Source organism: Mesorhizobium sp. P2_E9 (genome assembly GCF_056403815.1).
The window spans coordinates 125,456-149,248 of the sequence record NZ_JBFUET010000006.1 but is presented as its reverse complement, the minus strand read 5'-3'; the positions used below and the strand labels follow the sequence as shown (position 1 = coordinate 149,248).

Genomic DNA, 23,793 nt, shown 5'->3' with positions numbered 1-23,793 from the left:
CGTTTTTACGGCTTTGGAACACCCCGTTTGCTTACCCCTCGGGAAGCAGGAAAAAAATCCGCGATTTTGCTAAATGGCAGAAAAAATTAGCAGTTTTTTCCATTCACAATATTATTAACGACCGCATTTTTTTATTGATCTGGCATCTGGCGACATCAATGCCGCGTCCGGTCTTCATCCCGCCACGGATGTGGAAGAGACCGGTTCCAAGTGTCGCCGGCGGGGAAGATTTTCGACGCCAAATCTTTCGGCGCCTTGCCGCAAGGGCAAGACTTGCACCGCCGCCGATAGAGGCAATACATAGATGGATATGCTGGCGGCAGCGGAGGACGTCTCTGTCATTCGGAGGCGGGCGCGGCACAGGCGACCAAGAAACGGGCGAACAAGAATTGCTAGGGAGGAACGGGTGGCAAAAGCATCTAAGGCGCCGGTGAAAGCATCTGCCAAGGCAGTCTCGAAACCAGCCGCCGCCGACGGTCAAGGTAAAGCTGCTGCCAAGGCCGCGACCGCCAAGACAGACGCAAAGCCTGCCAAGCCGGCACCTGCGACAAAGGCAGCAGCCACAGCCAAGGCCGTCGCGAAGCCGGCGGCGAAAGCCGCCCCGACAAAGACTTCTCCCACGAAGGCTGGGGCAACGAGGGCCGCATCGCCGGCAAAGGCAGCGCCGACATCGAAACCGGCGCCGGCCGCCACCAAGCAGCTGCCGAAGGCACTCACGGAACTTGCCGCCGGCCTGCCCGAAAAGCCATGGCTCAAGAGCTATCCGAAAAACGTCCCGGCCGAAATCGGTGTGTTGCCCTACAGTTCGATCGGCGATTTCCTGGTCGGCGCCTGCAAGCAATTTTCCGCCCGGCCGGCCTTCACCTGCATGGACAAGTCCATCAGCTACGCCGATGTCGAGCAGCTGTCGGCGGCCTTCGGTGCTTATCTGCAATCGAAGGGGCTGCAAAAGGGTGCGCGCGTCGCCCTGATGATGCCCAACGTTCTGCAATATCCGGTGGCGATGATGGGCGTCCTGCGCGCCGGTTATGTCGTGGTGAACATCAATCCGCTGTACACGCCGCGCGAGCTGGAGCACCAGCTCAAGGATTCCGGCGCACAAGCCATCGTCATTCTGGAAAACTTTGCCAACACCTTGCAGGCGGTCATCGCCAGGACCGCGGTCAAGCATGTCGTGGTGGCGGCTATGGGCGACATGCTCGGCCTCAAGGGCACGATCGTCAACTTCGTGGTGCGCCGCGTGAAGAAGATGGTGCCGGCATGGTCACTGCCCGGGCATGTCAAGTTCAACGCGGCGATGAAGGCCGGAGCCGGCCTTGGCTTAAAGCCGGCCAAGGTCGCGGCCGACGATGTCGCCTTCCTGCAATATACGGGCGGCACCACGGGCGTGTCGAAGGGCGCCACGCTGCTGCACAGCAATGTACTCTCCAATGTCGCGCAGAACGCACAGTGGATGGAAGACGCCTACACGATCAAGCCGAAACCCGCGCACCCGAACTTCATCTGCGCGCTGCCGCTCTATCATATCTTCGCCCTGACGGTGAACGCACTGATGGGCATGCAGCAAGGCGCCCGCAACGTGCTCATTCCCAACCCGCGCGATATTCCAGGCTTCGTCAAGGAACTGGCAAAATATCCGATCCACATCTTTCCGGGCCTCAACACGCTGTTCAACGCGCTGCTCAACAATGAGGACTTCCGCAAACTCGACTTCAAGCCGCTGGTGCTGACACTGGGCGGCGGCATGGCGGTGCAAAAGGGCGTCGCCGAACGCTGGAAGGCATTGACCGGTTGCCCTGTCACTGAAGGCTACGGCCTCTCGGAAACCTCGCCGGTGGCCACCGCCAACAAGTTCAGTTCCGGCGACTTCACCGGCACGATCGGCCTGCCGCTGCCGTCGACGGAAATCGCCATCCGCGACGACGACGGCAACAATTTGCCGCTCGGCGAGGTCGGCGAAATCTGCATCCGGGGACCGCAGGTGATGGCGGGCTACTGGAACCGGCCTGACGAGACCGCCAAGGTGATGACCAAGGACGGCTACTTCAAGTCCGGCGATATGGGCTTCATGGACGAGCGCGGCTACACCAAGATCGTCGACCGCAAGAAGGACATGATCCTGGTCTCGGGCTTCAACGTCTATCCGAACGAGCTCGAAGAGGTCGTGGCCATGCATCCGGGCGTGCTGGAAGTGGCGGCGATCGGCGTGCCAGACGAGCATTCGGGCGAAGTACCGAAGCTGTTCATCGTCAAGAAGGACCCGGCCCTGACCGCTGAAGCCATCACCGCTTTTTGCCGCGAGAACCTGACCGGCTACAAGCGGCCCAAATATATCGAGTTCAGGACCGAATTGCCGAAGACACCGGTCGGCAAGATCCTGCGGCGGGCGCTGCGCGAATAGGGACTATCTTGGATAACGATCTTGCCGGCGATAGTGGGCCGGATCAGGGATTGCGCCTCGACCCAGCGGAATTCATCAAGGCGAACATGCGCCTTGTCCGGGCGCCCGCGCTTCCCGAAATCCGTTTTTACACGGCCCATCCGGGCAGCGGATTGAGGCGGCTCGTCGATCCTGAACACGATGATGATGCCGACGAGGGAACGCCCGAACCACAGCCGCCTTACTGGGCCTATGCCTGGGCCGGCGGCACCGTGCTCGCGCGCTACATCCTCGACCATCCAGTGAGCGTGGCGGGCCGCCGCGTGCTGGACCTGGGAGCTGGCTCCGGCGTTGTCGGGATTGCCGCCGCGAAGGCCGGGGCGCGTGAGGTGATCGCCGCCGAGATCGACCGCAATGGCGTCGCCGCGATCGGCCTCAATGCCGCGGCGAACGGTGTCTCCATAACCGTTTTCGGAGACGACATCACGAAAGGTCCGCCACCGGCGGTCGACCTCGTGCTCGCCGGCGATGTCTTCTACGGGCAGGACGTCACTGAGCGCGTCATGCCTTTTCTCGACCGCTGCCTCGCCGCCGGCATCGAGGTGCTGGTCGGCGATCCGGGCCGGGCCTATCTGCCGCGCTCGCGGTTGCGCCTGCTTGCCGAATACACGGTGCCGGATTTCGGCGACGCGAAAGACGCAGCCCCAAGGCCGAGCGGCGTCTTTCGCTTCGAGACCAAAGCTGGCGGTTAGAGCAATTCCAGGAAAAGTGTGAACGGTTTTCCGTCCGGAATTGCGTCAAAACAACGAGTCTAGACCGTCTCCCGAACTCGCGCCGAAAGAAAGTCCGGCAGGTCGGCAACCGAATCCAGGATGACGTCGGCGATCTCGGCCAGCGATTCGCGCGTGCCAGTGCCGGAGAGAACGCCGACCGCGAGGCCGCAGCCGCCGGCGCGCGCCATTTCGAGATCGTGTCTGTTGTCGCCGACCATGGCGATCTCCGACGCTCTCAGGCCGGTAAGGTCGCAAAAAGCCTGTATGGTGTCGGGCGCCGGTTTGGGATTGGCCACCGCGTCGTAACCGTAGGCGGCGTCGAACAGCTGCGCCACGCCCAGCGTGACCAAGGTCTTTTCCGCACCGCTGGTCGAATCATTGGTTGCGACGCCAAGCCGGTAGGATCTTTTGTGCAGCGCCGCCAATGTGTCGACGATGCCCGGCAGCGCCACCGCCATCGTCGAGCCTTGCACCGAGGTGATCTCGTTGAAGCGGGCGACCGCCAGCATCTGGTCTTCGTCGGACAGACGCGGGAACCACAGTTCGACGACGTCCATGTTGGTACCCGAGGCAAAGATCGAGTCGGGCTTGAAGCGGCGGTTGGCGAAATCGAAGCCGGCAGCCGCAAGCAGCCTGTCGGCCTTCCAGCGATCGCCGTCGGATGCATCCATGGCCATGAAGTCGGCGACGCCGAGCCAGGTCGCGTTGAAGTCGACAAGTGTCCCGTCCTTGTCGAACAATATCCCCTTGATGTCTGCCAAACTTTTCACTCCGAACTACGCAATTGGTGGATGTATCCCACAAGGCCAGCCGTCGATGCGTCCCGCTTGGCGGCACTTTCCTTGCCCTCAACGACAGGCAAAAGGCCCGTCGCCAGTTCCTTGCCCAACTCGACGCCCCACTGGTCGAAGGAATTGATGTTGAACAGCGTGCCCTCGACGAAGACGCGGTGCTCATAGAGCGCGATCAGCCGGCCAAAGGTGTGCGGGTCGAGCTTGCGATAGAGGATGGTCACCGAAGGCCGGTTGCCGGAGAAAACGCGATGCGGCGCTATCTTGTCGACATCGGCCGGCTTCATGCCCTTGGCCAGCATCTGCGCGCGCGCCTCGTCCAGCGTGCGGCCCTTCATCAGGGCTTCCGACTGCGCCAGGCAATTGGCGAGCAGCAAATCATGCTGGTGCTTGAGCTCCGGCTCATGGCCGACGGCCGCCGCAAGAAACTCGACCGGGATGAAATCGGTGCCCTGGTGCAGGAGCTGGAAGAAGGCGTGCTGGCCATTGGTGCCGGGCTCGCCCCAGACCAGCGGCCCGGTCGGCGTCGTCACCGGCGTGCCGTCGAGAGTGACGCCCTTGCCGTTCGATTCCATGTCGAGCTGCTGCAGATAGGCCGGCAGCCGGGACAGGCGCTGATCGTAGGGGATGACCGCGCGCGCCGGATAGCCGCAGATCACGCGATGCCACCAGCCGACCAGCCCCAGCAGCGCCGGCAAGTTCCCGGCAATCGGCGCGGTGCGGAAATGCTCGTCCATTTCGTGGGCGCCATCGAGGAAGGCGCGAAAATTCCTGGGACCGACGGCGATCATGACGGGCAGGCCGATCGCGCCCCAGACCGAATAGCGGCCGCCGACCCAATCCCAGAAGCCGAAGACGCGATCCGGCTCGATGCCGAACTTGGCCACAAGGTCGAGTGCCGTCGAGACGGCGGCGAAATGCTTGCCTACCGCCTGCTTGCCGAGCGCCTTCTGCACCCAGTCGCGCGCCGTCTGCGCATTGGTCATCGTCTCGACCGTGGTGAAGGTCTTGGAGGCGATGATGAACAGGGTGGTTTCGGCGGACAGGCCCTTCAGCGTGTCATGGATATGGGCGCCGTCGATGTTGGAGACATAGTGCGCGCGCGGCCCGTCATGATAGGGGGCGAGCGCCAGCGTCGCCATGGCCGGGCCGAGGTCGGAGCCGCCAATGCCGATGTTGACGATGTCGGTGATCTTCTTGCCGGTGGCACCTAGCGCCTTGCCGGAGCGGATGGCATCGGCAAAGGCGCCCATCGCGTCGAGCACGGAAAGGACATCCGCCTTGACGTCCTGGCCATCGACCGTGACACCCTTGCCGCTGAGATTGCGCAGCGCCGTGTGCAGCACGGCCCGGTCTTCGGTGATGTTGATCTTCTTGCCGGCGAACATGGCGGCGCGGCGGCCCTCGAGATCGGCGGCGCCAGCGAGCTTTTCCAGCAAGTCCATGGTGGTCGCGTCGACGGCGCATTTCGACCAGTCGAGCAACAAATTGTCGTCGGTGGCGGAGAATGTCTGGAACCGCTTCGGATCGGCGGCGAAGGCCTGGCGCATGCTGGCAGGTGCCGCGGCGCGATGGTCGCGCAAGGCGGCAAGCTGTTTCTGGAAGGCTGACTTATCCACTGGCGGGTAGCTCCTGGCGTTTTGGATGCACCATATCAGACCGGATGTTTCCGGCGCGTGTCGTCGCGGCACAACTATTGAGCCGAACTCCGTGCGGTCAATACGCGGCGATGCCGCATTGCATCACGATGCGATGACACAATGTGTCGCTCAGGGAGGTTGCAGCGCCCGATTTCGGCCGGAAGGATCACTGGCATAAATCCCAAAGATCAGAAAAATTGATTGGCGCAACCCCTTGTGCCACCGTTACATTCGACTGGTCCAGCCAAGCGAAAAAAGTTGGCCATCGAGGAACATCTTCCATGCCACAGAGAAACGACACGGCGATATGGTCCGGCCTGTTCCGGATTTCGGCTGAATCCGGCCAGACCCTGCAGGCGCAGATCCGCCAAGCCATCGTGGCCGCCATTCTCGACCGTCAGATTGCCGCTTCGATGCCCCTTCCCTCCTGCCGGATCCTGGCCGAAAAACTCGGCGTGGCACGCGGCACGGTGGTGCTGGCTTTCCAGCAGCTCGTCGACCAGGGGTTTCTGGTGGCGCGCGAGCGGCGTGGCCACTTCGTCAATCCCGACGTGCTGGCGACACCGGCCAAGCCGCACCAGAAGGCGCCCGACCAGGCCAACGAGATCGACTGGAAGGCACGCCGGCAGATCGCCGCCAGCGACATGCCGCCGCCGGCCAAGCACGAGAACTGGATCAAGTCGTCCTATCCGTTCGTCTACGGTCAGTTCGACCCGGCGCTGTTTCCGACCGCCGAGTGGCGCGAGTGCAACCGCATGGCGCTGGCCGTGCTCGAAATCCGCAACTGGGCGTCCGACATGGTCGACCGTGACGATCCGCTCTTGATCGAGCAGATCCAGGCGCGGCTGCTGCCTCGGCGCGGCATCTTCGCCAATCCAGACGAGATCATCGTCACGCTTGGCGCCCAGAACGCGCTCTACATGCTGGCGACGCTGCTGATGACCAAGGGCTCCAAGGTGGCGATGGAAGATCCCGGCTATCCCGATGCGCGCTCGATCTTCCGGCTTGCGGGCGCCGAGATCCAGCCGGTGCCAGTCGACCAGTCCGGCATCGTAACCTCTTCTATCCCCAATGATTCCGGCTTCGTGTTCGTCACGCCCAGCCATCATTGCCCGACCATGGTGCCGCTCTCGGCGGAGCGGCGGCAGGATCTTCTGGCGCGCGCCAACCGGCACAACCAGATCATCATCGAGGACGGCTATGACAGCCAGCTTCTCGACGAGGCGCCGCAGCAGGCATTGAAGAGCCTCGATCGTTCCGGCCGCGTCGTCTATGTCGGCTCGATGTCGAAGACGCTGGCTCCCGGCCTGCGGCTTGGCTACATCGTCGCCTCGGCTGGACTGATCTCCGAGCTCAGGGCACTGCGCCGTTTCATGCTGCGCCACCCGCCGGCGAACAACCAGCGCGCCGTCGCATTGTTCCTGTCGCTCGGCCATCACGAAGCGCTGGTGCGGCGTCTGTCGAGCGCCTTCGACGAGCGGCGCAAGCGTCTGGTCCATGCGATTTCCGCCTTCCTGCCGGAATGGCGCTCGACCGACTCGGCCGGCGGCACGTCGCTCTGGCTCGAGGGGCCACGCGGCACCGATTCCCGCGGTTTGGCCGAGGCCGCCGCCTCGCGCAGCGTCATCATCGAGCCGGGGGACCGCTTCTTCGACCGCACCGAAAAGCCTTCGCGTTTCATGCGGTTGGGCATTTCATCGATCGCGCTGCAGCACATCGAGCCCGGCATCCGCGAACTGGCCACGGCCGCTGGACGCCGGCCCGCCGCCGCCTGATCCCCTTTACCGGAGCCACCAGCAGTGGCTCCGGCTCCTTTAGCTCTGGCACATGCAACCGGACAGGCTGGCCCATAGGCTGTGCCAATGCCGGCGGCATAGTCGTGGCATAAAGGGGAAGAAGCAGCCGATGGTGGACCAACCGCCGCCCTGTTTCCGAGAGAAGGTGGAGTGTCTCCATGTCAGTGGTTCTTGAAAAGCAGGATGCGGCGGCGGATCAGCGCTCGCGCCGCTCCGGTGGACGCGAAGCGCGTCGCGCCATGCGGGCAGCGCCCCTGGCTGACGACATCAAGCCGGTGCGCGCCGGCCTCGAGGGCGGCAGCTACGGACCGCTGAAGCACAACGACCAGGAACGCATCCACGAGGCGGTTCTGACGCTGCTGGAGACCGTCGGCTTCGCCAATGCCATCCCCTCCTGCATCGACGCGCTGACCAAGGCCGGCGCCACCTATGGCGATGATGGCCGTATCCGTTTCCCGCGCGCGCTGGTGCTCGACACGATCAAGAAGGCGGCACGCAATTTCACCCTGCACGGCCAGGACCCGAAACACGACATGTTGATCCAGGGCAAGCGCGTGCATTACGGCACGGCCGGCGCCGCGGTCCATCTGGTCGATGTCGAGAAGCGCGAATACCGCGAATCGCTGCTGCAGGACATCTATGACGCGGCCCGCCTCGTCGAGGGGCTCGACAACATCCATTTCTTCCAGCGGCCGATGGTGCCGCGCGACATTCCCGATCCGCTCGAAATGGACTTCAACACGCTCTATGCCTGCGTGATGGGCACGTCCAAACATGTCGGCACCTCGTTCACGGTGCGCGAGAACGTGCAGCCGGCGCTCGAAATGCTCTATGCCATTGCCGGCGGCGAGGAGAATTTCCGCGCCCGGCCGTTCGTGTCGAACTCGAACTGCTTCGTCGTGCCGCCGATGAAATTCGCCGAGGACGCCTGCGGCGTGCTCGAAGCCTGCGTCGAGGGCGGCATCCCGATCCTGCTGCTTTCGGCCGGCCAGGCCGGCGCGACCGCTCCGGCGGCGATTGCCGGTGCCGTGGTGCAGGCCGTGGCCGAAGTGCTGGCCGGTCTGGTCTATGTCAACGCCATCAAGCCGGGACATCCGGCGATCTTCGGCACCTGGCCGTTCGTGTCGGATCTGCGGACCGGCGCCATGTCGGGCGGCTCGGCCGAGCAAGCGGTGCTGACCGCTGCCTGTGCGCAGATGGCGCAATTCTACGATCTGCCGGGCGGCTCAGCCGCCGGCATGACGGATTCGAAACTGCCCGACATCCAGTCCGGCTACGAAAAAGGCATCACCGACGTGATGGCCGGCCTTGCCGGGCTCAACCTCGTCTATGAATCCGCCGGCATGCATGCCTCGCTGCTCGGCTTCTGCCTAGAAAGCCTGATCATCGACAATGACATGCTCGGCCATTGCCTGCGCTGTGTGCGCGGCATCGAAGTGTCAGACGAATCGCTGTCGATCGACACCATCGCAGAGGTCTGCCTTAATGGCCCGGGCCACTATCTCGGCAACGAGCAGACGCTCAGGCTGATGCAGACCGAATATTTCTATCCGGCCGTCGGCGACCGGTTTTCGCCGAAGGAATGGAACGAGAAGGGCCGGCCCGACATCTTGCAGCGCGCGATCATCGAGAAGAAGCGCGTGCTTGCCGAGCGTTTCCCGCGCCATGTGCCAAAACTGCTCGACGACAAATTGCGCACCCGCTTCGGCGACATGATCAAGCTGCCGCGGGCCAATATGGGCGGGTAGGCCCGATTCTCGTCAGTCTGCGCCCAGCCCGTAGCGCTCGACGACCTCGGCATTGATCAGCTTGGCGTGCAGCGCCATCAGTACGATTTGCGCATCGAAACTGTCGCCGGCCTCGACCGCGGCCTCGATACGGCGCTCCACGTCCTGCCGCTGCTGCAAACCGTGGGAGCGGTCGAAGGTTTCCGGTCCGGCAATGCAATAGCTGAACAGCCGCGCCACGTCCGGATAGGCCTGGCTGGGCGGCTCGTCCGGCCAATGGTCCTTCATCAGATTGACGATGGTGAGTTTTACCCCCTCCGGCACAAGGGCAGGATGCAGGTCGGCGCCGCGCAGGGCGTCGTCCAGCTGCCTGAGATCACCCGAGCGTCCGAACATGCCGAGGAAGCCGAGTGAAGAGCGTCGTTGCGCCATGATGTTCCAATCCGTTTTTCAACCACTTAAGTGGTCGGCAAGCGGAATACAAAGGCGGGCGGTCTTTGTTTTATGCATGTCGTTCTCCCAAAACCGAGTTCACTTTTGGGCGACATGCATTAGCCACCTACCGCCAACAGCAAAACACCAGCCAGAGCCGATCCGGCGAGCGTTGGCAGCATGCCGATCTTGAGCTTCAGGATGGCGATCATCGCGGCACAGGAAAGCAGCGCAGCGCGCCAGTCGATCGACGAGAGCACCGGCATAGTCATGCCGAGGCTTATTGCGTGCACCTCACGGAAAACGACGTGCAAGGCAAACCACAGAGCGAGATTCATGATGACGCCGACAACTGCGGCGGTGATCGCGCCGAGCGCGGCCGACAAGGCCCTGTTGCCGCGCAGGGCCTCGATATAGGGCGCGCCAAGGAATATCCAGAAGAAGCACGGCGTGAACGTCACCCACAAGGTCAGCAGCGCTCCAAGCGATCCGGCAAGCAACGGGTTCAGTGAACCGGAGTGACGGAAGGCAGCGATGAAGCCGACAAACTGCAACACCAGGATGAGCGGGCCAGGCGTGGTCTCGGCAAGCCCGAGACCATCGACCATTTCACCGGGGGCCAACCAGCCAAAGGACTGGACGGCTGCCTGCGCGACATAGGCCAGCACCGCATAGGCGCCACCGAAGGTGACGACCGCCATCAGGCTGAAGAACCGGCCTATCTCGGTCCACACACTGGCAGAACCGGTAAACCACCAGATGAGCAGAACAGGCCCGAGCCAGATCGGCAGCCAGATCGCGATAGTGCGCGGTGCATGCCATCTGGTCGGTTTGACATGGCTCAGCTCACCGCGCTCGAACATCAGGTCGACTGCCCCCTTGATGTCGGCAACATCGCCCTTGCCATGCGCGGAGCCGGAAAACAGGCCGGGAGCAATGCGGTCTCCCAGCCATCCTGTCAGGCCCGCCAGCAGGATGATCAGCGGAAACGGCACATTCAACGCATAGATGGCGATGAAGGCGGCAACCGCGATCAGCACCATGGCCGGGTTTTTCAGGGCGCGCCGTCCGATGCGGATCACCGCCTCGATGACGATGGCAAGCACCGCCGCCTTCACGCCGAGGAAAAGCGCCTCGACGAGCGGTATGTCGCCATAGAGCATATAGAGGCTGCTCAAGATCAGCATGACGAGCGCGCCGGGCACGACGAACAGGATGCCGGCAACAAGGCCACCGAGTGTCTTGTGCAACAGCCAGCCGATATAGATGGCGAGTTGCTGGGCTTCCGGGCCGGGCAGCAACATGCAGTAGTTCAGCGCATGCAGGAAACGCTGTTCACCGATCCAGCGCCGCTCCTCCACCAATTCCCTATGCATCAAGGCGATCTGACCGGCCGGCCCGCCAAAGCTGAGCAGCCCGATCTTCGCCCAGACCTTCACGGCTTCGGCAAAGGTCGGCGCAGCCGGCGCCTCGACGTTCCCCGACCTATGTGCAGGCACAACAGCGCTCATGACGATTTACCTGCAGCGGGCCAGTTGTGCGTTTCCTCGGTGGCGTCGCGGCACCAGCGGAAGAACGCATCGTAGAGCAGCATGCCTGCTTCCAGTTGCTCCAAATCGTCGCGAAACATCCGCGACAGGCCAAGCGAGGCAGCCAGAAAGCCGGCGGCCTGAGGCACAAGGTCGAGGCTTGCGGTGTCGGCCGCGCGCACGATCACGGCAAGGCGATCGAGCGCTATGGATTCCAGCCCGAACTCTTCGATCATCGTATCGAAGGTGCAGCGATCGCCGCGATGGCTCCAGAACACAGTGTCGATGTCGAAAGGCACGGCCTTGAAGCGGTCGGCCACGGCAGGCACCTCAGACGCCTCGACAAACAGGAAGACGGCGTGCGGATCGACGAAACGCCGGATCAGCCAGGGGCAAGCGATGCGGTCGACCTTCGGGCGGGACCGCGTCACCCACACGGTGCGGCCTTTTTCGTCGCGCCCCGGCATGTTGTCGGTGCGGACCAAAAGCCCATTTGCGTCGCGCCAGGCTTCGAAGCCGCCTTCGAGAGATTCAGCGGAAATTCCTTCGTGCCGCAGCCATGCGGCCACGCCTTGTGAGAGTTTTTGACCTTTCTGACAGACGATCGAAACTTGCCTGCCGGCAAATTCGGGTCCCCAAGTCGAAACGGTTTTGAAATCACGCCGGCATGACGCCGGCAGCAGGCGCGGATCGGCGTCGAAATCCTCATCGATGCGAACATCGATGATGACAGGCGCGCCCGGCAGGCCGACCAGACGGGACAGTTGCGATACGGTGATAGCGGTTGTTGACGGCATGGCGTCCACCTCCTGATAGAGAAGCTTGGACGCGAACGTTGGGCTGACGCCTCACGGGGTCGTCGCGATGCACCCCTTGGTCATGATCGTGGATTTGTTGGCCGCGCTTGTCAAGGACGACAAAAGGCGGCTTGATCCGGATCAAGCCGCCTTTTGTCGGTAATGTAAGTACTTGCGCACAGATACTGCCCCTGAGGACAATCAGTGATTGTCCCTGGGAACGCCGCTGGTGTGGGCGACATCCTGGTATTTCACCGCCGGCTTCAGCACCATTCCCTGGTCGAACTGGTCGACCATACCGCGTTGGATTTCTTGCCACGGTGTCTGGTGCTTGGGATAGTGATAGCCGCCATTGTCCTCCAGCGCCGCGCGCCGCTTGGCGATCTCGTCGTCGCTGACCAGGATGTTGGCGGTGCCCTTCCTGAGATCGATGCGGACGCGGTCGCCTGTCTTGAGCAGCGCCAGGCCGCCGCCTATTGCGGCTTCCGGCGAGGCGTTGAGGATCGACGGCGAGCCCGACGTACCCGACTGGCGTCCATCGCCGATGCAGGCCAGCGCGTGAATGCCCTTCTTGATGAGATAGGCCGGCGGCTGCATGTTGACGACCTCGGCACCGCCGGGATAGCCGACCGGGCCGGCCCCGCGCATGAACAGGATCGTGTGCTCGTCGATGCCTTGCGCCGGATCGTCGATGCGGGCGTGGTAATCCTCGGGGCCGTCGAAGACCATGGCGTTGCCTTCGAAAGCTTCCGGATCCTTCGGGTTGGACAGATAGCGCTCGCGGAATTCCGGCGAGATGCCGCTCATCTTCATGATCGCCGAATCGAACAAATTGCCCTTCAGGTTGATGAAGCCGGCATTGGCCTTCAGCGGCTCAGCAACGGTGCGGATGACATCGGTATTCTCGTTGGCGACCCCCTTGCAATTGTCGCCGATCGACTTGCCATTGACGGTCATGGCTTCGGGATAAGGCAGCAGTCCCGCCTTCATCAGTTCGGCAACCACCGCGGGCACGCCGCCTGCATGATGGTAGTCTTCGCCAAGATACTCGCCCGACGGCTGCAAATTGACGATGAGCGGCACTTTGAGGCCAATCGCCTGCCAGTCGTCATTGTCGAGCGGCACGCCGAGATGGCGGGCAATGGCGTTGAGATGGATGGGCGCGTTGGTGGAGCCGCCGATCGCCGAATTGACGACGATGGCGTTCTCGAAGGCCTTACGCGTCATGATGTCCGACGGTTTCAGGTCCTCATGCACCATGTCGACGATGCGTTTTCCCGTCTCGTAGGCGATCTGGCCGCGCTCGCGGTAGGGCGCCGGGATGGCGGCCGATCCGGGTAGCTGCATGCCGAGCGCCTCGGCCAGCGAATTCATCGTGGTGGCGGTGCCCATGGTGTTGCAGTAGCCGGTGGAGGGCGCCGAGGAGGCGACGATGTCCATGAACTCGTCGTAGCCGATCTCGCCGGCGGACAGGCGCTGGCGCGATTCCCAGACGATGGTGCCGGACCCGGTGCGCTTGCCCTTGTGCCAGCCGTTCAGCATCGGGCCGACCGACAGCGCGATGGCCGGAATGTTGACCGTGGCCGCCGCCATCAAAAGCGCCGGCGTCGTCTTGTCGCAACCGATGGTCAGCACGACGCCGTCGAGCGGATAGCCGTAGAGCACTTCGACCAGGCTGAGATAGGCAAGGTTGCGGTCAAGTGCGGCGGTCGGGCGCTTGCCGGTCTCCTGGATCGGATGGCAGGGGAACTCGAAGGGAATGCCGCCCATCGAGACAATGCCTTCGCGCACGCGCTTGGCGAGCTCGATATGGTGCCGATTGCAAGGCGACAGATCCGAGCCGGTCTGGGCGATGCCGATCAACGGCTTGCCCGACATCAGCTCGGCGCGGGTCAGCCCGTAATTCAGGTAGCGCTCCAGATAGAGCGCCGTCATTCCTGGATTGTCGGGGTTGTCGAACCACTCCTGCGAGCGAAATTTTTTCTTCTTGGTGGGGGCGCCGGCCATCACGATCTCCGTATTTGTATGACAAATCGATATGACAACGCGCGGATGCAGGCAAGGGGCAGGCGCGATCTGAATCGGGACTTTGGTGCGATAGACACGCACCCAGCCGTGCGTTAGGCCTTTGGGCAGTCTTTGTCCGGGAGGTTTTCATGGCTTTGGTGATCGAAGGCGAGGAGCGCATTGCCGCACCCCTGCAAAAAGTGTGGGAAGCGCTGAACGATCCCGAGGTTTTGAAGGCGACCATTCCCGGCTGCCAGAGCCTCGAGATGCAGTCACCGACCGAAATGACGGCGACGGTGGTGTTGAAGATCGGGCCGATCAAGGCGACCTTCAACGGCGAAGTGACGCTGAAGAACCTGAAGCCGCCGCACTCCTACACCATCCAGGGCGAAGGCAAGGGCGGCATTGCAGGCTTTGCAAAGGGCGGCGCCGACGTGACGCTGACCGAGGATGGGCCTGACGCCACGGTGCTCAAATATGCCGCCAAGGCCGATGTCGGCGGCAAGATCGCCCAGCTCGGCAGCCGGCTGATCGAATCGACGTCGAAGAAACTGGCCGGGCAGTTCTTTGCGAGCTTCGGCAAGAAGGTCGGCGGCTGACCCTCCCGCTGAAGGACTACTCGAAGACGATGCTCGGCACCGCCGCTTCGGCCGCGCCGCGTTCCTCATTGACCCTGTCCCAGACCTTGGCGGCGATGTCGCGATAGGTTTTCGCCGTGGCGCTGTCGGGCTTCGAGACAACAACCGGCTCACCGGCATCCGAGCTTTCGCGGATGCCCATTTCCAGCGGCACTTCGCCGAGGAAGGTGACGCCGAGGCGTTCAGCTTCACGGCGCGCGCCGCCATGGCCGAAAATGTCGTAGCGCTTGCCGGTGTCAGGGGCGATGAAGTAGCTCATGTTCTCGACAATGCCGAGCAGCGGCACGTCGACCTTCTTGAACATGTTGAGGCCCTTGCGGGCATCGATCAGCGCCAGGTCCTGCGGCGTCGAGACGATAACGGCGCCGGCCAGCGGCACCTGCTGCGCCATGGTCAGCTGGGCGTCGCCAGTGCCGGGCGGCATGTCGACGACGAGCACGTCGAGCCGGCCCCATTCGACCTCGCGCAGCATCTGCGTCAGCGCCGACATCACCATCGGGCCGCGCCAGATCATCGGCGTCTCCTCATCGACGAGGAAACCCATCGACATCACCTTGAGGCCGTAATTCTCCATCGGTTTCAGGATCTTGCCGTCAACCGTCTGCGGCCGGCCATGGATGTTGAGCAGCTTCGGCATGGACGGGCCGTAGATGTCGGCGTCGAGCACGCCGACACGCAAACCGTTGGCGGCAAGGCCAAGCGCGATGTTGACGGCGGTGGTCGACTTGCCGACGCCACCCTTGCCGGAAGCAACCGCAATGATCGCCTCGATGCCGGGTACGCCGCGCTTGCCCTGGCTGTGCGAAGCGGGGGCGTGCGGGGCGGGGCGCGGGGCTGCGGCGGCGGGAGGCGGGGCCGGCCTGGGCGCGGGGCGTGATGGGACCGGCGCCTCCATGCCGCCGCCCTTTTTCTCCGCCGTCAGCGCCACCACGGCGCCGGCGACACCGGGGATCGCCTTGACGACGCGCTCGGCGGCGGCGCGCAGCGGTTCCATCTCCTGCGCGCGTGCCGCAGGAACAGTGATCGAGAAGAACACTTTCGAATCGGCGATGAAAATCTCGGAAACCATGCCGAGGTCGACGATGTTGCCGGTGAAATCCGGCCCATTGACCGTCTTCAGGCGCTCGGTGACGATTTCCTTGGTGACGGACATGGCAGTTTTTCCTTACGCAGCTTGCGCCTGAGATAATGCAGTTCCCCGACAGAACCAAGCCGTGGACCAATGGTCGCCTCGGCGCACCCGTAAAAACGACGGGGTCTTGTCGGACTTCATCGCCGCCAAACGTCTTCCAGATGATCGAATGCCGGTGCTGCCAGCAATTGGGCCAGCCGGTAGTCGTCAAACAACCGAAGCGGCCTATTTCAAGGACCATCACGGAACCGACGATCAAAGAAGGAGGCGACCATGCTCGCAAACAGTAACGCAACGGCCAATCTGGCGGTGAAAGACCTGGCGAAGGCCAGGGCCTTTTATGAGGGAACACTTGGCCTGAAACAGGTGCACGACGAGGGCGGCGAACTGATCGTCTACAAAAGTGGCGACACCGCCATCAACGTCTATCATTCGCAATTTGCCGGAACCAACAAGGCAACGGCGGTGACCTGGATGGTTGGCGACGAGATCGACAATGTGGTCAAGGCACTGAAGTCCAAAGGCGTCACCTTCGAGCATTACGACATGCCCGGCCTCACGCTGGAGGGCGATGTCCATGTCGGCCACGGGATGAAGGTCGCATGGTTCAAGGATCCCGACGGGAACATCCTGAACCTCGTGGACAGGTAGACAATATCGCGGTTGGTGGCGTCCTGCGCCGGAATGCCGTCTCACCCAGCCAGTTTGACGGCAAGATAGGTGAGAGCCGAATTGGGCGGCAGGCCCGGTCAATCGAAAGCGAGCTCCAGACGCCTTTCGGCCTGGGCGACGACCCGGCATTTCGCCTCGAAGCGATCCGCCCTGATGGCGAGTACAAACTGGCCGGGAATGCCGGCGATGTTCGAAACATCGATGGTGGCGCCATGCTCGCCGAGGCTGCGAACCGTGCAGTCGATGGTCGACATGCGGGCGTTGAAGACGATCTGGCCGGCCTTGAGCACCCTGCGCCGCGGCCGCGCCTGATCGCCCACGGGGGGATTCCACGCCGTGGTCCGGTTGCGGCCGGCGTGTTTCGAGCGATACATGGCCGCATCAGCGCGCTCAATCAGCTCTTGCAAATTGCCGGTCGCCGCATCGAACGCGGCGACACCGAAGCTCGCGGTGACCCGTATTTCATCCGTGCCGTGCGCAAGCCGCATGGCCTCGATGGTGCCGCGCAGCCGCTCGGCGGATTCAAGCGCGCCGTTGCGGCCGGCGTAGAGAAGCACCGCGAATTCCTCGCCGCCGACGCGTCCGAATATGTCGACGTCCCGCAAGGTGGCGCTGCATTGCCGGGCCACTCCAGCCAGAACCTTGTCGCCAGCGGCATGCCCGAAATGGTCGTTGACCGATTTGAAATGGTCGACATCGAAGACAATGCAGGAGAAGTCGAAGCGCTGGCGCTGCGCAAGCGCGAATGCCTTATTACCCTGATCGATGAAGGCCCGCCGCGACAGCACGCCGGTCAGTGCATCGGTGGAGGCATGCTGGCGCAGTTCCAGCTCGTCCATGGCAAGATCGGCGAAATCCTGGAGGATTGCGATGTCGCGGCCGCTGAATTCCCGCGGCGTGTACCCGATCGCGCAGACACTGCCGATGTTGTGGCCGTCTCGGCTTCGCAATGGCACGCCTGCATAGAAGCGGATATGCGGATCGTTCCTGACCATGGGATTGTCGGCGAAACGGGGATCCTTCGTCGCGTCGGCGACAATCAGGGGCTCTTCCTGAAGGATCGTGTGCTGGCAGAATGTCGCCTTGCGTTCGACTTCGTTGACCGCCAGGCCCTCGCACGCCTTGTACCATTGGCGGTGCCCGTCAATGACCGAGATGATGGCGATCGGGACATCGAAGACAGTCTTGATCAAGCGCGTAACGCGGTCGAACGACGCTTCGCGCGGCGTGTCCAGAATATCGAAGCGCTCGACGGCCCGGAGCCGCGCGGCCTCGCGCAAATCGTCGGCGGAGACTGCTTGCATTTCCGGCGGATGCTCCTGGAGCATACGAACCACCTATCTTCGGCGCCCCTGCCGCGATGCTCGCATCGACCATATGGCAAGCCAAATATTATCAATTGGTTATTGGCTGTTGCCACCACCGGCCGCCTCATCCACGATGATTAACGAGCGGCTGTGCGCAGGCACGCGGAAAGGGCTCGCGGCATGATCGACAAACTCGAATTCTTCATCGCGCTGGCCAAGGAAGAGCATTTCGGCCGGGCGGCGGAAGCGTGCGGCGTCACCCAGCCGACCCTGTCGGCCGGCATCAAGCAGCTTGAGGGGCAGCTCGGCGTCATGCTGGTCAATCGCGGGTCGCGGTTCCAGGGGCTGACGCCGGAGGGCAAGCAGGTGCTGGTCTGGGCGCGCCGCATTGTCGGCGATTCAAGGGCCATGCGCGAGGAGATGCGCGCGGCGCGCCACGGCCTTTCCGGCCGCATCCGCATTGCCGCCATCCCGACCGCACTGGCCATGGTGGCGCGGCTGACGACGCCGTTTCGCGAAAAGCATCCAGGCGTCACCTTCTCGGTTCTGTCGCGAACCTCGATCGAAGTCTTGTCGCTGCTCGGCAATTTCGACATCGACGCCGGCATCACCTATCTCGACAATGAGCCGCTCGGGCGGGTGACCAGCGTGCCGCTCTATGATGAGCGCTATCAGCTGATCACGGCGGTCGGAAACCCCTATTCCGACCGCGACAAAGTGACATGGGCCGAGATCAGCCAGTTGCCGCTCTGCCTGCTGACGCGGGACATGCAGAACCGTCGCATCATCGACCAGCATCTGGCCGAGGCCGGCGTGCAGGTGCGGCCGACGCTCGAATCCAATTCGATGATCGTGCTGTTCTCGCATATCCACACCGGCAAATGGTCGTCGATCATGCCGCTCAACCTCGCGGAAACGTTCGGCTTTTCCGAGCCGATCCGGGCCATTCCGATCGTCGAGCCGGACGCCAGCCACACGGTCGGCCTGGTGGCCACGCCGCGCGAGCCGCACACGCCGCTGGTGCAGGCGCTGCTGGACGAGGCAATGGCGCTGGCAGACGATTTCCGCACCCATCGCTAGGGTAGACAAGGCGGCTGGGCGTCCTTGATAGAAGATTTCTATCAAGCAACGGATCAGCTTTATTGATTTCGCGGGTTTCCTCTGTTTTTGTAACGACTTAGCGCTAGAACGCTACCTATCAGGGAGGGCGCTGCATGACGATGCAGCCTGCAAGTACCGAGATCGCATCGCGCACGGCGGCGATTATCCAAGAGCTGAAAGGCCTCGAAGGCCCGCTGCTGCCGATCCTGCACGAGATCCAGGAAGAATTCGGCCATGTGCCGCAGGCAGCAGTGCCGGTGATCGCCGATGGGCTGAACCTCTCCAGGGCCGAGGTGCACGGCGTCGTCACCTTCTATCACGATTTCCGTGCCCGGCCGGCCGGCCGGCATGTTCTCAAGCTCTGCCAGGCCGAGGCCTGTCAGTCGATGGGTTCGGATGCCGTCGCCGCCAAGATCAAGCAGTTGCTGGGCATCGGTTTCCACGAGACCACCCGCGACGGATCGGTTACGCTCGAGCCGGTCTATTGCCTTGGGCTTTGCGCCTGTTCGCCGTCGGCGATGCTCGACGGCGAGGTGATCGGGCGGCTCGATGACGACAAGATCGACGAGATCCTTGCCGAGGTGCGCTCATGATCCCCCGCATCTACATTCCCGGCGATTCCGGCGCGCTGGCGCTCGGTGCCGAAAAGGTCGCCAAGGCTGTTCGCGCGGAGCTCGCCGAGCGTGGCATCGAGGCCAAGATCGTCCGCAACGGATCGCGCGGCGCCTATTTCCTCGAGCCGATGGTCGAAGTGGCGACCGCCAACGGTCGTGTCGCCTACGGACCGGTCAAGCCTTCCGACGTCAAGAGCTTGTTCGACAGCGGCTTCCTCACCGGTGGCCACCACAAGCGCTGGCTGGGCTCGCCGGACAAGATCCCCTTCCTGGCCAAGCAGACCAGGTTGACCTTTGCCCGCTGCGGCATCAACGATCCGCTGTCGCTCGACGCCTACAAATCGCTTGGCGGGCTCAAGGGCCTGCAGAATGCGGTGGCCATGGCGCCGGCGGACGTTGTTAAACAGGTAACGGAATCGGGCCTGCGCGGCCGCGGCGGCGCCGGCTTCCCGACCGGCATCAAGTGGAAGACCGTGCTCGATACGACGTCCGAGCGCAAATACATCGTCTGCAACGCCGACGAGGGCGACAGCGCGACTTTCGCCGACCGCATGATCATGGAAGGCGACCCCTTCGTGCTGATCGAGGGCATGACGATCGCCGGCATCGCCACCGGCGCGACCAAGGGCTTCGTCTATATCCGCTCGGAATATCCGCATGCGGTGGCAACAATGAACAAGGCCGTCGAAATCGCCCGCAAGGCCGGCGTGCTCGGCCTCAATGTGCTGGGCTCGCCCAACGCCTTCGACATGGAAATCCGCGTCGGCGCCGGCGCCTATGTCTGCGGCGAGGAAACCTCGCTGCTCAACAGCCTCGAGGGCAAGCGCGGCGTGGTGCGCGCCAAGCCGCCGCTGCCGGCGATCCAAGGTCTATTCGGCAAGCCGACGGTGATCAACAACGTCATCTCGCTGGCTTCCGTCCCGATCATCATGGACAAGGGTGCCGCCTTCTACAAGGATTTCGGCATGGGCCGTTCGCGCGGCACGATCCCGATCCAGATCGCCGGCAATGTCAGGAATGGTGGCCTGTTCGAGACCGCTTTTGGCCTGACGCTCGGCGAAATCGTCGATGACATCGGCGGCGGTACTTCCACCGGTCGCCCCGTGAAAGCAGTACAGGTCGGCGGTCCGCTCGGCGCTTATTTCCCGCGCGCTCTGTTCGACACGCCGTTCGACTACGAAGAATTCGCCAAGCGTGACGGTCTGATCGGTCATGCCGGCATCACCGTGTTCGACGACACCGCCGACATGCTGAAGCAGGCGCGCTTTGCCATGGAATTCTGCGCCATCGAAAGTTGCGGCAAGTGCACGCCCTGCCGCATCGGCTCGACGCGCGGAGTGGAGACTATCGACAGGCTTGCCGCCGGCATCGAACCGGAAAAGAACCTCGCTCTGGTCACCGACCTCTGCAACACGATGAAGTTCGGATCGCTGTGTGCGCTGGGCGGCTTCACGCCCTACCCGGTGATGAGTTCGATCACGCATTTCCCTGAAGATTTCAAGCCCGCGCCGGCGCGCGTGGCTGCTGAATAGGAGCTGGCAGATGAACATCAAGGCCGACTTCCCGACACTCATCGAAGAACTCGACTACGGAACCCCGGAATCGAGGGCGCAAAAGCAGGTCACGCTGGTCGTCGACGGCCGCAACATCACGGTGCCGGAAGGCACCTCGATCATGCGCGCGGCGATGGAAGGTGGGGTCGAGATTCCAAAACTCTGCGCCACCGATATGCTGGACTCGTTCGGCTCCTGCCGTGTCTGCCTGGTCGAGATCGAAGGACGCGGCGGCACGCCGGCGTCCTGCACGACACCAGTGGGCGAAGGCATGGTGGTGCGCACGCAGTCCGACCGGCTCGACGCTATCCGCCGCGGCGTCATGGAGCTTTACGTCTCCGACCATCCAACCGGCTGGAACGAGAAGGCCGGCACCGGCGCCAGCGAATTCGACACGGTGGCGAAGTCGGTGGGCCTCACCGAGAACCGTTACGGCGTCGAGGGCCGCAACCACGTCAAGCAGGAAGATGGCGTCGCGCCCGGCCATGGCTCGCTGGCGGTCGACTACATCGCCCGCGACGAATCCAATCCCTATTTCACCTATGATCCGGCGCAGTGCATCGTCTGCTCACGCTGCGTGCGGGCGTGCGAGGAGGTGCAGGGCACCTTCGCGCTGACCATCGAGGGCCGCGGTTTCGAATCGCGCATGGTCGCCGGCATGCATGAGGACTTCATCGCTTCCGAATGCGTGTCCTGCGGCGCCTGCGTGCAGGCCTGCCCGACCGATGCGCTGCGCGAGAAGACGGTGCTCGAAAAGGGCATGCCGGAACGCTCGGCCGTCACCACCTGCGCCTATTGCGGTGTCGGCTGCTCGTTCAAGGCCGAGGTGAAGGATGACGAAGTCATCCGCATGATGCCGTACAAGGACGGCAAGGCGAACCACGGCCATAGCTGCGTCAAGGGCCGCTTCGCCTATGGCTACGCCACCCACAAGGACCGCATCCTGTCGCCGATGATCCGCGAGAAGATTTCCGACCCGTGGCGCGAGGTGAGCTGGGAAGAGGCGATCGCCCACACGGCCAAGGAATTCCGCCGCATCCAGTATCAGTACGGCCGCACCTCGATCGGCGGCATCACCTCCTCGCGCTGCACGAACGAGGAGACCTATCTCGTCCAGAAGCTGGTGCGGCAGGGCTTCCGCAACAACAATGTCGACACCTGCGCGCGCGTCTGCCATTCGCCGACCGGCTACGGGCTCGGCCAGACCTACGGCACCTCGGCCGGCACGCAGGATTTCGACTCGGTCGAATTCACCGACGTCGCCGTCGTCATCGGCGCCAATCCGGTGTCCGCCCATCCGGTGTTCGCCTCGCGGCTGAAGAAGCGGCTGCGCCAAGGCGCCAAGCTGATCGTGCTCGATCCGCGCCGCACCGAGATGGTCAAGTCGGCGCATGTCGAGGCCGACTATCACCTGCCGCTGAAGCCCGGCACCAACGTGGCGGTGCTGACGTCGCTGGCGCATGTCATCGTCACCGAGGGGCTTTTCGATGAAGCCTTCATCCGTGAACGCTGCGACTGGACGGAGTTCCAAGACTGGGCCTCGTTCGTCGCTTTGCCGGAGAACAGCCCCGAGGTCGTCGGCAAGCTTTCCGGCGTCGACCCGGAGCTGATCCGGGGTGCCGCGCGGCTCTACGCCAAGGGCGGCAATGGCGCGATCTACTACGGCCTCGGCGTCACCGAGCACAGCCAGGGCTCGACCACCGTTATGGCGATCGCCAACCTCGCCATGGCCACCGGCAATATCGGCCGGCCGGGCGTCGGCGTGAACCCGCTGCGCGGCCAGAATAATGTGCAGGGCTCGTGCGACATGGGCTCCTTCCCGCACGAACTGCCCGGCTATCGCCACATCTCCGGCGAAGCCGTGCGCGATATCTATGAAAGCCTGTGGGGCGTGAAGCTGGACGACGAACCCGGCCTGCGCATCCCCAACATGCTCGATGCCGCCGTCGACGGCTCCTTCAAGGGCATCTACATCCAGGGCGAGGACATCCTGCAGTCCGATCCCGACACCAAGCATGTCGCGGGCGGTCTCGCCGCCATGGAATGCGTGGTCGTGCACGATCTCTTCCTCAACGAGACGGCAAACTACGCGCATGTCTTCCTGCCGGGCTCGACCTTCCTGGAAAAAGACGGAACCTTCACCAATGCCGAGCGCCGCATCAACATGGTGCGCAAGGTGCTGGAGCCGAAGGCGCGATACGCCGACTGGGAAGCGACGCAGGAGCTAGCCCGCGCGATCGGGCTTGACTGGAACTACCAGCATCCCTCCGAGATCATGGACGAGATCGCCAAGACGACGCCAAGCTTCTCCGGCGTCTCCTTCGATCTGCTCGATCGTGTCGGATCCGTGCAGTGGCCCTGCAACGAGAAGGCCCCGCTCGGCACGCCGATCATGCATATTGACGGTTTCGTGCGCGGCAAGGGCAAGTTCATCCGCACCGAATATGTGGCGACCGACGAGAGGACCGGGCCGCGCTTCCCGCTGCTTTTGACCACCGGCCGCATCCTCAGCCAGTACAATGTCGGTGCGCAGACAAGGCGCACCGAGAACGTCATGTGGCACTCGGAAGACCGGCTGGAGATCCATCCGCACGACGCCGAAAACCGCGGGCTGCGCGACGGCGACTGGGTGCGGCTGACCAGCCGTTCGGGCGAGACGACGCTGCGCGCGCTGATCACCGACCGGGTGTCGCCGGGCGTGGTCTACACAACGTTCCACCATCCCGACACGCAGGCCAACGTCATCACCACCGACTTCTCCGACTGGGCGACGAACTGTCCGGAGTACAAAGTCACGGCGGTGCAGGTCGGCGCCTCCAATGGTCCGTCGGACTGGCAGCGCGAGTACGACGAGCAGGCCAGGAACAGCCGCCGTATCGCCTCGCTGCAGGCAGCGGAGTAGTC

18 protein-coding genes are annotated in these 23,793 nt (G+C 63.3%); 10 read left to right on the top strand and 8 right to left on the bottom strand.

Translation table 11 applies throughout. The features are described 5' to 3' along the window. Nucleotides 1–406: 406 nt before the first annotated feature. Together AC1D05_RS12640 and AC1D05_RS12635 are read left to right on the top strand one after the other, a co-directional pair. Entirely contained in the window at nucleotides 407–2,401 is a 1,995-nt protein-coding gene (locus tag AC1D05_RS12640) for a long-chain-fatty-acid--CoA ligase (RefSeq protein ID WP_477441042.1), read from the top strand. 8 nt (nucleotides 2,402–2,409) lie between these two features. Then, nucleotides 2,410–3,132 (top strand): class I SAM-dependent methyltransferase, encoded by a 723-nt coding sequence (locus AC1D05_RS12635; protein ID WP_477441041.1) that lies wholly within the window; start codon nucleotides 2,410–2,412, stop codon nucleotides 3,130–3,132. Between the two features lie 59 nt (nucleotides 3,133–3,191). On the opposite strand, the gene AC1D05_RS12630 is transcribed toward AC1D05_RS12635, so the two are convergent. Then, a complete protein-coding gene (locus AC1D05_RS12630) occupies nucleotides 3,192–3,914 on the bottom strand; it encodes an HAD family hydrolase (protein ID WP_477441040.1) in 723 nt (240 codons plus the stop codon). Nucleotides 3,915–3,919: 5 nt separating this feature from the next. Further along, nucleotides 3,920–5,563: a glucose-6-phosphate isomerase gene (gene pgi / locus AC1D05_RS12625; RefSeq protein WP_477441039.1), complete on the bottom strand. Its 1,644-nt coding sequence runs from the start codon at nucleotides 5,561–5,563 to the stop codon at nucleotides 3,920–3,922. 302 nt (nucleotides 5,564–5,865) lie between these two features. On the opposite strand from pgi, the gene pdxR reads away from it, so the two are divergent. Both pdxR and AC1D05_RS12615 read left to right on the top strand, forming a co-directional pair. Next, nucleotides 5,866–7,359, top strand: a complete 1,494-nt coding sequence (gene pdxR, locus AC1D05_RS12620; RefSeq protein WP_172220119.1) for a MocR-like pyridoxine biosynthesis transcription factor PdxR — start codon at nucleotides 5,866–5,868, stop codon at nucleotides 7,357–7,359. 179 nt (nucleotides 7,360–7,538) lie between these two features. Further along, complete coding sequence (locus tag AC1D05_RS12615) at nucleotides 7,539–9,128, top strand: trimethylamine methyltransferase family protein (RefSeq protein WP_477441038.1); 1,590 nt, start codon at nucleotides 7,539–7,541, stop codon at nucleotides 9,126–9,128. 12 nt (nucleotides 9,129–9,140) lie between these two features. Here the strand turns inward: AC1D05_RS12615 and AC1D05_RS12610 are convergent, their stop codons facing one another. The 4 genes from AC1D05_RS12610 to AC1D05_RS12595 all read right to left on the bottom strand — a co-directional run bounded on the left by AC1D05_RS12610 (nucleotide 9,141) and on the right by AC1D05_RS12595 (nucleotide 13,872). Further along, on the bottom strand, nucleotides 9,141–9,539 hold the full coding sequence (locus AC1D05_RS12610; RefSeq protein ID WP_477441037.1) for a hypothetical protein: 399 nt from the start codon (nucleotides 9,537–9,539) through the stop codon (nucleotides 9,141–9,143). 119 nt (nucleotides 9,540–9,658) lie between these two features. Further along, nucleotides 9,659–11,050, bottom strand: coding sequence for a chromate efflux transporter (chrA, locus tag AC1D05_RS12605; protein ID WP_477441036.1), 1,392 nt, complete (start codon nucleotides 11,048–11,050; stop codon nucleotides 9,659–9,661). Then, the gene (locus tag AC1D05_RS12600) at nucleotides 11,047–11,865 is read right to left on the bottom strand and encodes a chromate resistance protein ChrB domain-containing protein (protein ID WP_477441035.1); all 819 of its coding nucleotides are present in this window, start codon (nucleotides 11,863–11,865) and stop codon (nucleotides 11,047–11,049) included. Before AC1D05_RS12600 ends, chrA begins: the two co-directional genes overlap by 4 nt. A gap of 201 nt (nucleotides 11,866–12,066) precedes the next feature. Further along, complete coding sequence (locus AC1D05_RS12595) at nucleotides 12,067–13,872, bottom strand: IlvD/Edd family dehydratase (protein WP_477441034.1); 1,806 nt, start codon at nucleotides 13,870–13,872, stop codon at nucleotides 12,067–12,069. A gap of 149 nt (nucleotides 13,873–14,021) precedes the next feature. On the opposite strand from AC1D05_RS12595, the gene AC1D05_RS12590 reads away from it, so the two are divergent. After that, on the top strand, nucleotides 14,022–14,471 hold the full coding sequence (locus AC1D05_RS12590) for an SRPBCC family protein (protein WP_477441033.1): 450 nt from the start codon (nucleotides 14,022–14,024) through the stop codon (nucleotides 14,469–14,471). A 16-nt stretch (nucleotides 14,472–14,487) separates the two neighbouring features. Here AC1D05_RS12590 and AC1D05_RS12585 read toward each other — a convergent pair whose 3' ends face one another. After that, nucleotides 14,488–15,663, bottom strand: coding sequence for an Mrp/NBP35 family ATP-binding protein (locus tag AC1D05_RS12585; protein WP_477441032.1), 1,176 nt, complete (start codon nucleotides 15,661–15,663; stop codon nucleotides 14,488–14,490). A 252-nt stretch (nucleotides 15,664–15,915) separates the two neighbouring features. Here AC1D05_RS12585 and AC1D05_RS12580 point away from each other — a divergent pair, with 252 nt between their 5' ends. Next, nucleotides 15,916–16,293 (top strand): VOC family protein, encoded by a 378-nt coding sequence (locus AC1D05_RS12580; protein WP_477441031.1) that lies wholly within the window; start codon nucleotides 15,916–15,918, stop codon nucleotides 16,291–16,293. Nucleotides 16,294–16,391: 98 nt separating this feature from the next. Here the strand turns inward: AC1D05_RS12580 and AC1D05_RS12575 are convergent, their stop codons facing one another. Further along, nucleotides 16,392–17,618, bottom strand: a complete 1,227-nt coding sequence (locus AC1D05_RS12575; protein ID WP_477441030.1) for a sensor domain-containing diguanylate cyclase — start codon at nucleotides 17,616–17,618, stop codon at nucleotides 16,392–16,394. A gap of 183 nt (nucleotides 17,619–17,801) precedes the next feature. On the opposite strand from AC1D05_RS12575, the gene AC1D05_RS12570 reads away from it, so the two are divergent. From AC1D05_RS12570 to fdhF, 4 genes are all read left to right on the top strand, one after another. Continuing rightward, a complete protein-coding gene (locus AC1D05_RS12570; RefSeq protein WP_477441029.1) occupies nucleotides 17,802–18,701 on the top strand; it encodes a LysR family transcriptional regulator in 900 nt (299 codons plus the stop codon). Between the two features lie 134 nt (nucleotides 18,702–18,835). Then, nucleotides 18,836–19,315, top strand: a complete 480-nt coding sequence (locus AC1D05_RS12565; protein ID WP_477441028.1) for a formate dehydrogenase subunit gamma — start codon at nucleotides 18,836–18,838, stop codon at nucleotides 19,313–19,315. Continuing rightward, the gene (locus AC1D05_RS12560; protein ID WP_477441027.1) at nucleotides 19,312–20,868 is read left to right on the top strand and encodes a formate dehydrogenase beta subunit; all 1,557 of its coding nucleotides are present in this window, start codon (nucleotides 19,312–19,314) and stop codon (nucleotides 20,866–20,868) included. Before AC1D05_RS12565 ends, AC1D05_RS12560 begins: the two co-directional genes overlap by 4 nt. A 10-nt stretch (nucleotides 20,869–20,878) precedes the next feature. Beyond that, nucleotides 20,879–23,791 (top strand): formate dehydrogenase subunit alpha, encoded by a 2,913-nt coding sequence (gene fdhF, locus AC1D05_RS12555; RefSeq protein ID WP_477441026.1) that lies wholly within the window; start codon nucleotides 20,879–20,881, stop codon nucleotides 23,789–23,791. Nucleotides 23,792–23,793 lie beyond the last annotated feature (2 nt).

Bases quoted from the DNA above. Each gene is read 5' to 3' on its own strand.
- pdxR (WP_172220119.1), top strand. From the start codon at position 5,866: ATGCCACAGAGAAACGACACGGCGATATGGTCCGGCCTGTTCCGGATT.
- AC1D05_RS12565 (WP_477441028.1), top strand. From the start codon at position 18,836: ATGACGATGCAGCCTGCAAGTACCGAGATCGCATCGCGCACGGCGGCG.
- AC1D05_RS12580 (WP_477441031.1), top strand. From the start codon at position 15,916: ATGCTCGCAAACAGTAACGCAACGGCCAATCTGGCGGTGAAAGACCTG.
- AC1D05_RS12570 (WP_477441029.1), top strand. From the start codon at position 17,802: ATGATCGACAAACTCGAATTCTTCATCGCGCTGGCCAAGGAAGAGCAT.
- AC1D05_RS12560 (WP_477441027.1), top strand. From the start codon at position 19,312: ATGATCCCCCGCATCTACATTCCCGGCGATTCCGGCGCGCTGGCGCTC.
- AC1D05_RS12610 (WP_477441037.1), bottom strand. From the start codon at position 9,539: ATGGCGCAACGACGCTCTTCACTCGGCTTCCTCGGCATGTTCGGACGC.
- chrA (WP_477441036.1), bottom strand. From the start codon at position 11,050: ATGAGCGCTGTTGTGCCTGCACATAGGTCGGGGAACGTCGAGGCGCCG.
- AC1D05_RS12575 (WP_477441030.1), bottom strand. From the start codon at position 17,618: ATGCAAGCAGTCTCCGCCGACGATTTGCGCGAGGCCGCGCGGCTCCGG.
- AC1D05_RS12615 (WP_477441038.1), top strand. From the start codon at position 7,539: ATGTCAGTGGTTCTTGAAAAGCAGGATGCGGCGGCGGATCAGCGCTCG.
- AC1D05_RS12590 (WP_477441033.1), top strand. From the start codon at position 14,022: ATGGCTTTGGTGATCGAAGGCGAGGAGCGCATTGCCGCACCCCTGCAA.
- AC1D05_RS12600 (WP_477441035.1), bottom strand. From the start codon at position 11,865: ATGCCGTCAACAACCGCTATCACCGTATCGCAACTGTCCCGTCTGGTC.
- AC1D05_RS12585 (WP_477441032.1), bottom strand. From the start codon at position 15,663: ATGTCCGTCACCAAGGAAATCGTCACCGAGCGCCTGAAGACGGTCAAT.
- AC1D05_RS12595 (WP_477441034.1), bottom strand. From the start codon at position 13,872: ATGGCCGGCGCCCCCACCAAGAAGAAAAAATTTCGCTCGCAGGAGTGG.
- fdhF (WP_477441026.1), top strand. From the start codon at position 20,879: ATGAACATCAAGGCCGACTTCCCGACACTCATCGAAGAACTCGACTAC.